This is a genomic window from Epilithonimonas hominis (assembly GCF_003730015.1).
Classification (GTDB): domain Bacteria; phylum Bacteroidota; class Bacteroidia; order Flavobacteriales; family Weeksellaceae; genus Epilithonimonas; species Epilithonimonas hominis.
The window spans coordinates 44,575-57,086 of sequence record NZ_RJTU01000071.1 but is presented as its reverse complement, the minus strand read 5'-3'; the positions used below and the strand labels follow the sequence as shown (position 1 = coordinate 57,086).

The 12,512-nt window shown below is 36.5% G+C and carries 9 protein-coding genes; all 9 read right to left on the bottom strand.

Going from position 1 to position 12,512, the window contains the following annotated elements; translation table 11 throughout:
- Positions 1-12: 12 nt before the first annotated feature.
- Complete coding sequence (locus EGH73_RS11255) at positions 13-2,547, bottom strand: BamA/OMP85 family outer membrane protein (RefSeq protein ID WP_123281913.1); 2,535 nt, start codon at positions 2,545-2,547, stop codon at positions 13-15.
- A gap of 30 nt (positions 2,548-2,577) precedes the next feature.
- Positions 2,578-3,330, bottom strand: a complete 753-nt coding sequence (locus EGH73_RS11250) for an isoprenyl transferase (protein WP_123281912.1) — start codon at positions 3,328-3,330, stop codon at positions 2,578-2,580.
- Between the two features lie 6 nt (positions 3,331-3,336).
- On the bottom strand, positions 3,337-4,128 hold the full coding sequence (gene porG, locus EGH73_RS11245) for a type IX secretion system protein PorG (protein WP_123281911.1): 792 nt from the start codon (positions 4,126-4,128) through the stop codon (positions 3,337-3,339).
- Between the two features lie 182 nt (positions 4,129-4,310).
- Positions 4,311-6,812 (bottom strand): exopolysaccharide transport family protein, encoded by a 2,502-nt coding sequence (locus tag EGH73_RS11240; RefSeq protein ID WP_123281910.1) that lies wholly within the window; start codon positions 6,810-6,812, stop codon positions 4,311-4,313.
- A 2-nt stretch (positions 6,813-6,814) separates the two neighbouring features.
- Positions 6,815-7,696 carry a polysaccharide biosynthesis/export family protein gene (locus tag EGH73_RS11235; RefSeq protein ID WP_089770543.1) on the bottom strand — a complete coding sequence of 294 codons (882 nt, stop codon included), beginning with the start codon at positions 7,694-7,696 and terminating at the stop codon, positions 6,815-6,817.
- 29 nt (positions 7,697-7,725) lie between these two features.
- Entirely contained in the window at positions 7,726-8,829 is a 1,104-nt protein-coding gene (locus EGH73_RS11230) for a glycosyltransferase family 4 protein (RefSeq protein ID WP_123281909.1), read from the bottom strand.
- 19 nt (positions 8,830-8,848) lie between these two features.
- A complete protein-coding gene (locus EGH73_RS11225; protein WP_123281908.1) occupies positions 8,849-9,859 on the bottom strand; it encodes a glycosyltransferase in 1,011 nt (336 codons plus the stop codon).
- Between the two features lie 3 nt (positions 9,860-9,862).
- Positions 9,863-10,933, bottom strand: coding sequence for a formimidoylglutamase (locus EGH73_RS11220; RefSeq protein ID WP_089770540.1), 1,071 nt, complete (start codon positions 10,931-10,933; stop codon positions 9,863-9,865).
- Positions 10,934-10,935: 2 nt separating this feature from the next.
- A complete protein-coding gene (locus EGH73_RS11215) occupies positions 10,936-12,501 on the bottom strand; it encodes an EpsG family protein (RefSeq protein ID WP_123281907.1) in 1,566 nt (521 codons plus the stop codon).
- Positions 12,502-12,512: the final 11 nt, after the last annotated feature.

Here is a 12,512-nt window from a genome sequence, read left to right as displayed (position 1 = left end):
ATAGTGTTTTTTTTATAATGGCTGATTCATCAGGAAGTGTGTTTGCCATCCGGACGGATCTGTACCTCCTAAAGTTTTATCGAAACCATAAGCAAAGTCAAAACCAATCAATCCAAATGCTGACATCGAAACCCTGATCCCAACCCCTGCAGATCTTTTTAGTCTGAATGGATTATACGTGCCGAAACTGTTCCAAGCATTTCCAGCTTCTACAAATGTTAAAGCAAAGATCTTGGCCGTTTGATTCATAGAAATAGGATATCTTAGTTCTGCTGCGAATCTGTTATAAATCGTCGCTCCACCATAAGGTGTAATATCATAAGGTGAAGATGAACTGAAACCAGTGGATGAAGCATTTTCATAACCTCTCAAAGGCACCAATTCTCTACCATCAAATCTACCATTGAACAAACCTACACCTCCAACATAATATCTTTCAAAAGGCGGCGGTCCTAATTCTTTACTGTATCCATTTAGAAAGCCCATTTCTCCAGTAGTTCTTAGAACAAGCTTACCGACCACTTCGTTGTAGAAATCTGCTTTTAACTTCACTTTATAGAATTCCATCCACTTATACTTGTCCAAAGTACTAATGGTAGAATAATCTTTATTACTGAACCAAGAATATGGCGGTGTGAATTTCACCGACGCTTCTATATTCGAACCATAAGTTGGGAAAACCGGATCCAACCCCGCTGAATTTCTACTCAAACCAATATTGAAACTGAATGATTTTGTACTTCCGTTATATTCCAGCGCATCTCCAAAATAAAATGGATAATTGCTGAAATTGTAGCTCTGGTACTGAATTCCTGTGTAAAGAGAGAAATAATCATCCGGCCATTTTAAGTATCTTGTTAATCCTGCTGTCGCAGAGAAAATATTCATTGTCTGATCTCCCGTTGAATATGAGTAATTTACTCTGGAATAATTCAATCCAACACTTAGCGCTGTAGGTCTCGTTCCGAATAACCAAGGCTCTGTAAATGAAATTCCATAGTTGGTAAAATATCGTCCTGCCTGTGCCTGAAGCGATAAAGTTTGTCCGTCACCTTGTGGAACCGGCTTGAAATCTTTGAATTTTAAAAAGTTCCTTAAAGAGAAGTTATTGAACGTTAATCCTAATGTTCCGATGAAAGAACCTCCACCGTAACCAGCTTGCAACTGCACCTGGGAAGAACCTTTTTCAACAAGCGTCCAGTGCATATTAACTGTGTTATCCTGCGGATTCGGTTTTACGTCGGTGCCGATTTGCTGAGGATCAAAAAACTGCCTCCCCGCCAGTTCGAAATATGTTCTCTTGATATCTGATTTTGCGAACAAAGCTCCCGGCTTAGTTCTAAGTGCTCTAAGAATTACGTGATCGTGTGTCGTAGTATTTCCAGACCAAGTTACACGGTTCCAGGTCGCTTTTTCCCCTTCATTAATTCTGATTTCCAAATTAATGGAATCTCCTTTTACCGATTTTTCGATAGGTGTTACCGTAGAAAAAAGGAAACCATTATTCATGTAAATCGATTTCAGGTCAGAATCATCTTCCTTACCTCCATCTTCGCCAACTTTTTTATTAAAGCCAACAGCATCATAAATATCTCCTGTTTTGTACCCCAATATCTTTTGTAAGAATTCTGATGAATAAGTTGTATTTCCTATGAAGTTAATATCTCCAATGTAATATTTCTTACCTTCGTTTAGTTTGACATTGATATTATATCCTTTTTCATTTCTAGAGACAGAATCAGACACAATAGTTGCATCTCTGAATCCTAATGAATTATAATAATTGATTAGATTTCTTTTGTCCTCATCATACTTGTCCTGAACAAATTTCGATGGTTTGAAAATACCTTTTATAAATCTCTTCTGCTTGGTTTCCTTGAAACCATTTTTTCTTAGTTTTCTGATGGAAACATTTTCATTTCCTTCAAAAGTGATTTTATCGATTTTCACTTTTTTACCTTTGGAAACTTCGATGGTCCAATCTACCAGATTAGCATCTGTACCATTTGCTTTTTCCTGAATATTGATCTTTGCATCCGCAAATCCTTTTGAGATGTATTCCTGAGGAATTTTATTCTGAAGACTGGAAATCAGATTACTGTTAATCTTAGTTCCCGGTTTCAGATTGTTATCCTTAATCAGTTTTTCGTTTTTAGATTTCCCAATACCTTTCCCAATAAATTTAACTTCGCCAAGTTCCTTCAGATCCTGAAGCTGAAATTGCAAAACAACATTTTGTCCTTCTACATCCTGGACATATACTTCTACTTTAGAAAACGACTGTGTTTCCCACAGCTTCTTGACAGCATTGCTGACTCTCTGTCCGGGGATTTCTAACTTCTCTCCTTTTACCAGACCTGTAAAACGTAAAATCTGTGCTGGGGTATATCTTTTGACACCGTCTACAACGATATCCTTCAGAACATACTCCTGATTCTGATTTCCGCTAAGTTCTGTGTTATCTGCATTGTTACCCTGTGGAACAACCTGTGCGTGAAAGTACACGGAGGCTGTAAGCAATATAATGGGTATAAATCTTAATTTCATTCTTATTGAAGTTGTTCTCTTTTCTGTAATTTATTTTTGTGAAAGAATCTGGTCACTGGTCATTCCGTACCTTCTTTCTTTGTTTTGATAATCTATAACACACTGAAAAAATGTATCCTTGGAGAAATCTGGCCATAATACATCTAAAAACTGAAGTTCTGCGTAGGCAATCTGCCAAAGCAGGAAGTTACTGATTCTTACCTCTCCGCTGGTTCTAATCATAAGATCTACCTGCGGAAAATCTTTGGTATAAAGATGGTTTTCAAAAACTTTTTCATCAATATCATCTACTGAAAGTTTCCCATCCTTTACCTCTCTACTGATTTCCTGAACAGCTTTTAGTATTTCTTTCTGAGAACCGTAGCTCAAAGCAAGAATAAGATTTCCGCCTTTGTTATCCTTTGTAAGATTAACCACATTCATCAGTTGGTCTTTTACTAATTCTGGTAATGATGATATATCACCTATCACATGCATCCTTAGTCCTTTAGAAAAAATCTCTTCGGCCTCCAAAAGCAAAGTTTCAGATAAAAGATTCATCAAGGTATCCACTTCTTCTTTCGGTCTGTTCCAGTTTTCTGATGAGAAAGTGTAAAGAGTAAGATATGGAATATGAATCTCATTACAGGCATTGATAACATTACGCACCGCATTAATAGCATTCTTATGTCCAAAGGTTCTTTCTTCTCCTCTAGATTTTGCCCATCTTCCGTTTCCGTCCATTATAACGGCAACGTGCTTTGGCAATTTATCTTTATTTATAAGCTTTTTCAAATCCTGCATAAATCATTATTTGCAATAACAAGGAGGTCTCCCGAATGAATAAGACAAAATAAGCGTTGCCGAATTGATCCAGTCTTTTGAATTAAGATTACCGACATTGCGCTGGTCTTTGAAAGCCTGCACAGCCGCTGCGGTCTGTTCTTTTCCCAATGAGCTTTTCACTGTGATATCACTGTCTTTCAGCATACTGTAATCTACCTGATCTGAGAATGTTGGCCTGAAAGTAAATTCACCGGACAATGCCCAGTTATAATTAAATTTATATTTAAGACCTACACCAAAAGGAATTCCGAGCGTAAACGCTTTATCATTGGAATAAACAACCTGGGTTCCGTAAGTATTTACATTCAGATGAGCTTTGACGGTATTCATGTAAAAACCGGAGACACCACCGAATATATAAGGACTAATCATACTGACCTGTTCTTCATTGACCGGAAGAAAATTATATTCAAAAACCAAATCCGCAGATACCACCGAGTTGGTTCCTGAGAGCTTTCTCGCCCTGCGATAATTTTCTTTTGCGTAATTGTCATTAAACTGAATATTATTGTATCCGACATTCAGCCTGATCGTTTGATAGGGATTAAAATTCATCCTGTACATCACGCCACCATAGAAAGGCAGTCCGTAATCCGAGATATTTCCTATAGGCTTCTGAAGCACATAATTTGTACTTCCTATATCACCTACAAGATTACTCATACCCATCTGTATCCCAACTTCATGTCTCTGAGCTTTTACCAAACTCAAAAAACAAAAAATTGCCATAAAGGTATAAGTTAATTCTCTCTTCATTCTCAATATGCTCAAAGGTCTATTGTTCAAAAATTTGGTGCAAATATAAAACATTTTTAGATTAAGGAACTTCTTAAAGTTTAGTTAAATAAAAACAAAAAAACATAATTTCTTATTACAAAAACGAACTTATTGATAAAATAGTCTATAAAAAATAAAAGCCTTGAAAAAAGGCTTCTATTTTATTTTGTGTTTAAAAACTTTTTAAGCTTATTCCTGATTTTTATAATTGTGGGTTCCACATAATTTTCATCTTCATTAAAGTAACCGTAACCATAGCCATAACCGTAACCGTAGCCGTAGCCATATCCATAACCGTAGCCTTGTTTTATTACGAAATCATTGTACACTAATCCCAGATTGGATACTTCTTTTTTAAAGTATTTTTCGGTAATCATTCTCACCATATGCTTTTCGGTATACTCGTGGCGAACCACATATATTGTTGTATCTGCCTTTTTAATTAACTCAAAAGAATCTGCCACAAGACCTACGGGAGGAGAATCAATAATTATATATTCGTACAAATCTTTCAGCTTATCTATGAAATTCATATTTTTATCACTCATCAAAAGTTCTGATGGATTAGGCGGAATGGGACCTGAAGTGATAACATCCAATCCCGGAATACTAGTGTGATTGATAATATCTTCAAGTTCTACCTGCCCTGTAAGATAATTGGAGATGCCGTTTTTGTTATTGATTTTAAAATCACCGAAGATTTTTGGCTTCCTTAGATCCATTCCCAATAAAACGGCTTTTTTCCCGCTGAGACCTAGCACTGAAGCAATATTAATAGAAACATAGGTTTTTCCTTCTCCACTGATGGAAGACGTTACCAATATTACTTTACTTTTCTGTTCTTCATCGAAAAGAAAACGGAGATTTGCCCGTATGGAACGGAAAGCTTCTGATATTGATGATTTAGGTTCTTCCAAAACTGTAAGATTGTTATCGTAACCATTATGGCCAATGACTCCCAGCAACGGAATTTTTGTTACACCCAATAACTCTTTAAGATTTCTGATCTTATTATCTAACAATTCTCCTAAAAGCAGAAATATAAGCGGTATCAGTAGAAGTCCGCCGATAATTTGGGTTTGTGTAGCAGCGATATTAGGAGCAATAGGGCCTTGTCCAAGATTTTTTGCTTTGTCAATAACTGTGAGATTACTCTGATTGGTTGCAACACGCATTTGGGATTTTGCCTGTTCTGTAAGGAGGGTATTGTAGGTATTTTCTATTATATTATATCCTCTTTGCGCATCTAGGAAAATCCTCTGCTTTTCGGGAAGCGAAACTAACTCTTGATCTATTTTACCAATCTGAGAATCCAGCTGAGAAAGTCTGTCATAGTAACCTTGGAAATATTTTTTAAGCCCACCCTGTGATGTGTATTTTGCCTCGTTTATAAGTCTGTTAATTTCTCGCATCGGCTCAGAATTGGGGGTGTAAATCTGGGCAAGTTCTCTTCTTTTTGCGTAAAGTTGCTTTAACTCAGATACGGATGCGTTGAAGCTGCCATCTTCTATCCCCGCAACATTTAGGCTTATAATCTTTTCAAGATTGTTGGTATTAACAGAATTTCGGATGTCATTTAAAGAGTTAATTTTTGCGGTAAGTTCTGCCTTTTGGCTTTCCAGCGTTGTGAGTTTTTCTAACGTCTTGGAGTCTATATTCTCCATATCGAAAAGCCTATTATTGATTTTTAGCCTATTCAGAACAGTAGCACTGGAATCTAATTTTTTCCTTATAAGCAACAGATTCTCATTCAAATATTTTACTGTATTCTGATCTACAGTATTCTGGTCCGTTAATCTTTTTTTGATAAGTTCATCTACAGAGCTGTTTAGAAAACTGACAGTATTATTAAGGTTATAACCTGTTTTGGAAATTACCATTATGGATGACAATTCTTTATCGAACTCGACAAAAAGACTACTAGTAATACTATTTACAGCTTGGTTTACAGGGACTAAGGTGATGATTATGTTATTCAACCCGAGATTACTTGGAGTAGGATTTTGAATAAGCTTAAATTTTAGGTTGGGAGTCTCATACCATTCATTCAGCTTAAGGATCTTATTAGCTGGTCTTGAATAGGGAGCAACTGTCTCCACACTTTCTGTAATGTAATTGTAAAGTTTCGGTGATTCTCCTTCTTCTGGAAGCGTGACTTCATACTGATTTCCTTTTCTTGGAATAATCGTTATAGGATAATTAACCTGTTGCAGGTGGTTTTTGTCAATCTCCAAAAAAACAGGACTGTCTTCTCTGTCCAGATAAGTTGTTTTTATAAGACCTTTGGTGGTATAATTGGTAATGAGATTCAGTTTCTTTACCAAATATTCATTATGACTTCGTGATAATAATATTTTTTTCAGGTAAACACCATCCTGATTCCCACCTTGTCCCCAGATAAAGTTAATTGATTGATTGGGCGTAAAATAACTAGCCGTGTTATTGGAAATACTTAAAGATAGATTGGAAGAGTAAACTCTCTGAGCATAATACTTACTGTAACCATACGAAATACAGTAACCAATGAAACCTAATATCACAAACCAATACCAGTTACGGATTACTCTTCTTACAAAATGCTCAACATCAAACAAGTTAAAGGAACCTATTTTTTCTGACTGTGGAGTGCTCGCCGTTGTATTATTGTTCTTATCAGGTATCATGATTAGAGACGCGTTAGGATTAGATAAACTGACATCACAGTTGTAAGTAGTGAAACTCCTGTTGTGAGTGTCTGAAGCGGTTCTTTTCCAAATCCATTGATACTTTTACCATTGGTATTGAGATATATAATATCCCCATTTTGAAGCCAGTAATAAGGTGAGTTCATCACATCTTCTCTTGTAAGATCAAGTCTTGCCGTTTTAATACCTTCGGGAAACTTCCTGTGTATCATTATATTTTTCCGATCGACAGTTCGGTTCAGACCTCCATTCATGGCGATTGCCTGCATAATATTAAGCTGCGTCATGTATGCTGTTTTTTCACCGGTAACATTCACAGTTTCCATATCGCCTAAGATATAATAACGGATTCCGTCCAGATTAAGCCTTACCTCAGATTTTCCTTGGAGAAAATTTTCGTTTACCTTTTCCTGAATTTCTTTTGTCATGTCCTCCAGCGTTCTACCTTCGGCTTTGATGTATCCAATTCCGAAGATATTGACATCTCCTTTGGAATCTACTTTTAGTCCATTAAAATAAAATGTTGCATTGCCACCAGACTGTCCACCAGAACCGCCACTGGACTGTCCGCCAGATGCTCCACCGCTTTGCATTACACCATTATTAGCACCACTGCTAGATGCATTTAGAGAAGAGTAAAACTGAGCCGCATCACCCTTTGGCGTGGTTACGACGTTAAGGCTTAGTATATCACCTTTAGTAACTCTATATTCCGGAACATTATAAGGAACCAATCCCTCTTCATTGATAGTTAAGCTCTCACTAGGCTGGAGATACTGGATGTCCTTTCTGCTGATGCATGAAGTACAGATACCAATGATGAAGACCAATAGAAAGATATTAAAAAGATGTTGTTTTGTCATCAAATAGTTTTTTGCAAAAATATAATATTTTAGTTTTTGAATCTCAGTAAGAAAATAGGAAGATAGGCTCCTAAAAAACCAATAACCAAAATAATAATGAGTAAATAATTGACATTTATATGCCTAAGCGAATAAGCTACAGCAATGATAATTAAATAATAACCTATGATATACGCTGTAGATCTGCGATGTGTGAGACCTAGATTCAGTAACTTGTGATGAATGTGATTTTTATCCGGAGACAGTACAGACTTACCGTGATAAATCCTGGTAATAATAACCGTGAGCGTATCAATAATCGGTAATATAAGAATGGCTACAGCTATAACTGGCGCAGACTGAAGGTGATAGAACACCTCATCTCTTTTCGCAATAAAGATTTCTATAAATGAAATACCTGTGAAGGCAAGAAGAAATCCAAGAATCATAGAACCCGTATCGCCCATAAAAATTTTTGCACTTCTTTTATTGGACAGATTATAGATCAGGAAACCCAATGATGCTGCAATAAGTATTGCACAAAGGATAACCAAAGGATCATTAGCCGGCCCCAACCTGAAGAAACTGATGCCAAAAAGGATGCTGGTTGCAATGGTATAACTACCAGCCAGTCCGTCTATCCCATCTATCAGGTTAAAAGCATTGATGAGAATAATGAAAGTTAAAATACTGAAAGCTATGCTTATATAATAATTAATCTCATAGACTCCAAACAGTCCAAAAATACTCCTGATGCGCACATCTGAGCCTATTACCACCAAAGCCGACACAAGTATCTGAGCAAGTAGCTTTTTGTAAGCCCTCAGAACCATAATATCATCCATTACTCCTACAAAAAATAAAATGATAAATGATGCGAATAAAAACTTATAGCGATCAAACAATTCGTAAGCAAAAATAGGAGCGCAAACACCCAGGGAAAAAAATATCGCTATGCCGCCGAGATTAGGGATTTTTCTCAAGTGCGAACTTCTGACTCCAGGCTCATCCATCAGATTCTTTCTTCTGGAAATCTTAATAATTGTAGGAATGGAAATAAAAGTGATTAAAAAAGAAAACACAAAGCCCAAAACCAGCTTGAAGTAAAAGAAGGATATTCCCGTGCTTTCCAAAAAAGTTTCGAAGTTATTCATTTTGTGTTCTTGGCCTAGGTTACTTTTTGATTGTCAATATTCTGACAATACGCCTCAGCCTGAATATACTAAGGACGTAATAAACTTTTTTTCCTAACGGCAAAGATAATAGATAATTCCTTCCAAACCGCTTATACTGCAAGATATCTTTCGTATTTATATCATTGTCTTTCATAAACTCATCCAATATGCGTGACATTTTGTAAAAATCTGCCTTATTTTTTACAAATGCCAAATACGCCAGAAATGTGTACACACCTTCCAGAATCTGAAATCCTTTCAAAGCATTTTTATGACTGTGGTAGCGGCTTTCATCAAATTTCAAGCTCACTGTTTTCACAGCATTTAGAATATCTAATCCTTTCAAGGTATGTGTTTTGCTGATAGATTGTGATCTCTCTAGATATTGATAATGATAAGCCGGAGTAAAGCCGATGACTTTAGAATCCATAACCAACTGCGGTATCAGCTCTATATCTTCAAAGTGAATTCCTTTTCTGAATCTTCTGTTCTTAAATAATTCTCTTCTGAAAAGCTTATTGCAGGCAAAATAAGAGATATCAGAAAAGACGGACATATTATTTTCCAGCAGGATTTTTTCCGGAAAACCAGGTAGCTGCGTTAGCTGTTGGGTAACATTCCCGTTTTCATCTACTTTCTGAAGATTACATAGTGTTATTTCTGCCTGATGTTTCTCGGCAATGTTCAGCATCTCTTCAAACATCGTCTCGGAAACATAATCATCACTGTCCACAAAACCGATATACTTGCCCTTCGCACGGTCTAGACCAAAATTTCGCGCATCACTTAATCCGCCATTTTCTTTTGTGTACGCAAAGATTTTTTGCGGATGCTCCTGCTGGAATTTTTCTATAATTTGTTGAGAATGATCTCTGCTTCCATCATTCACCACGATTATTTCAATGTCCTGCAAAGTCTGATTAACCAATGACAATAGACATTTCTCCAAGTATAACTCGACGTTATAAACGGGAACAATAACAGAAACTTTGGTTCTTGGATGCTGCATGAGTTAACTTCTGGTGAACCTCGAATTCAAAAAACCCTTTTTGGCTTCATCAAAATCCGAACGTGAGCAAGGGATGCAATTATCAATATTATCATCCTCACCAAAATACCACAGATTACTGAAAACCTCTCTTTTAAAAGCATACTTCTCGTCATTAATCAGCACATAAAAAGTTTCGTAGGATTTTTCCTTCGGGTGAGAACGCTGGATGTTGATGCCTTCTATAAGATACCAGATCATCTGAGCCAGCAACTGATGATTGAGCTGGGAGTCAGAATAAATATTATAATTGAAAATCCCAACGGATTTCAGTTTTTCACTCAGCCCGATTTCCTTCATATAAGCACAGATTTCTCTTCTGTTCAGCCCATTAACCTGCGGATTCATAGAAAATGGCTCTCCAAAACTTTCGATAGCATCACAATTAATGGTAACCAAATCTGCTTTCCGGAAATAAGGCTCGGTTTTTTCTGTAGAATTCATCATTTCTGCCAGGCGGATAATATCAAACTGAACTTCTCTGATAAGCCTCACAGAATCCATTTCATTCAGATGTTTCTGATAGCCGAGGTGATGGTAATTTTTTATAGAAAAATTTTTGGAACCCAGTATCTTGCTGAGGAAATTAGACTCGTGAATTTCCTCATCCTGTTTCAGCGAAACAACATTACTGACCTGCGTGTAATTGATATTATTCTGATGAAAATTAAGCGCAGAGAAAAGTGAAAACGCCAGATCATTGCTACCGCCTACGATCACTGGAATTGCATTTTTATAGTGACAAGCAGACAGAACTTCCTGCAAAATATAATGCGAATCATGAATTGTTCTTCCAGAAACCAAATCGCCAAGATCTATAACCGGAATATCAAAATCCAATTGTGACAATTTGTAAAACTCTCTTCTTACACCTGTAAAATCCTGACTTTCGGCATCGCCATCTGCACCTCTGTAATCTGATACAAACAGCAGAACAATACCGTCTTCCTTGATATCATTAATAATCTTGTCCCCAATCTGCCATTTTTCGGCCCTGATTTTTTTTGGCGGAATGATAAAGTCTTCAAAGTTCATAATTAGTATGCTATTTTTATTGTAACGTCTTTTGGAGTTTGTTTAGAAAAATCTGATAATTGCTTCCTGAGTTTATCTGCATTTTCTTTTTTCACGGCATAGAAAGAAACTGTAGTTCCTCCACAGATATAATTATTATTAATGCTAAGCGTTCCGACTTTCACAAAATAATCCGGCATTTTTACCCATTCATCGAAAACCAAAGCAATATCAAAATTTCTGTTTTCTGCTGTTTTGGCAATATAAGTCTGAAGATTTTTATTGTCCACAAACTTGCCGTGATCGTTCTTTCTTAACCTCGCCACCTCAATACTTCCTAATCCGTACGTATCAAGAAGCTGAATATTGTTATAATAAGTAATAGCTCCGATATCGTTTGCAATAATTCTGGACTCGGGGTAATACTGATGGACAAAATCCGCAAGCTGAATCTGCTGGTCAAAAATGTTTTTGGAGGCTATTGGCTGATATTTTATCATCGTTATAAACCGCATATAAAATGTCATCAATAGCAAGCCGATCATTAAGTATCTAAAAACAGAATTTCCTGCTTTTTCCCGAAAAACACCATCTGCAAAAGGAGCAATTGCAAATAAAACAAGAACAACCAAATACGCTTCATAGCGAATCAGCCATCCAAAATTAGCAAATAAAAGGTGAGCCAAAAAACCCGCTATAACTACAAAAGGAACAGCATTTTTAGCTACTCTTACAGATTGATAGCCGGAATGTTTGAGCGTTTGAAAGTTTCTGAAAATCTGTGTTATCAGAATCAGCACCAGTATCAAAACAGAAATTCCGCGGTACGCGTTGCCTGCAACTCTTGTTATAAAACCTGCGATTCCGTCGTTCGTGTTACCTTTAAGAATCAGAGAATTCGGGAGGAAAAATGATCCGTGATCTAGTGAGATATAGCCATATACGAAAACCGGCAAAAGCGCAAATAAACCTAAAACTATACTAATAACATAATCTTTTCTAACAAAAAAAAGATACACGCAGATAAAGAAAATAAAAAAAAGGCTTTCGTAACGGAATCCTGTTGCAATAATAGAAAACAAAGCCAGATTGGAAAAATGTCTCGGGCTTTTATCCTCCAGATATTTCCGAAAAGCTAAAAGAACTAAAACCATGGCGAGCGAGTGAAAAACATGCTCCATTCCGGTCATTATCATCAGATGCAAAGGCATCAGGACAATTAGTGCCACTAAGAAAACAAATCTTGTGATTACCGAGAACGGTTTCAGATATTTATTGAATACCAAGATGAGCGCAACGCCTGCAATACTGTTTGTAACCAAAGGGATATATTCCCAGTTACCAAATATTTTGATTAGTAGAGCCAGAAGAAATGTAAAAAGTGGAGATGATGTAGTAGAAGAAAATTCATACTGTGTGATTCCCCAAGTTTGAAATTCTGCAAAATTGCGAGCCATTGAAAGATGGATATAAGCATCATCCAAAGGATAAATATATCGCCCTGCAAAAGCACACACAGTCTGAATATTGTAAAAAACCAACGCTGCAAGAACAACAATTACGAGAAAAAGTTGTGTATATTTTTTCATTATTTTCAAAA

Excerpts from the sequence above, each read along its gene's own strand:
- EGH73_RS11255 (WP_123281913.1), bottom strand. The coding sequence starts at position 2,547 with ATGAAATTAAGATTTATACCCATTATATTGCTTACAGCCTCCGTGTAC.
- EGH73_RS11250 (WP_123281912.1), bottom strand. The coding sequence starts at position 3,330 with ATGCAGGATTTGAAAAAGCTTATAAATAAAGATAAATTGCCAAAGCAC.
- porG (WP_123281911.1), bottom strand. The coding sequence starts at position 4,128 with ATGAAGAGAGAATTAACTTATACCTTTATGGCAATTTTTTGTTTTTTG.
- EGH73_RS11240 (WP_123281910.1), bottom strand. The coding sequence starts at position 6,812 with ATGATACCTGATAAGAACAATAATACAACGGCGAGCACTCCACAGTCA.
- EGH73_RS11235 (WP_089770543.1), bottom strand. The coding sequence starts at position 7,696 with ATGACAAAACAACATCTTTTTAATATCTTTCTATTGGTCTTCATCATT.
- EGH73_RS11230 (WP_123281909.1), bottom strand. The coding sequence starts at position 8,829 with ATGAATAACTTCGAAACTTTTTTGGAAAGCACGGGAATATCCTTCTTT.
- EGH73_RS11225 (WP_123281908.1), bottom strand. The coding sequence starts at position 9,859 with ATGCAGCATCCAAGAACCAAAGTTTCTGTTATTGTTCCCGTTTATAAC.
- EGH73_RS11220 (WP_089770540.1), bottom strand. The coding sequence starts at position 10,933 with ATGAACTTTGAAGACTTTATCATTCCGCCAAAAAAAATCAGGGCCGAA.
- EGH73_RS11215 (WP_123281907.1), bottom strand. The coding sequence starts at position 12,501 with ATGAAAAAATATACACAACTTTTTCTCGTAATTGTTGTTCTTGCAGCG.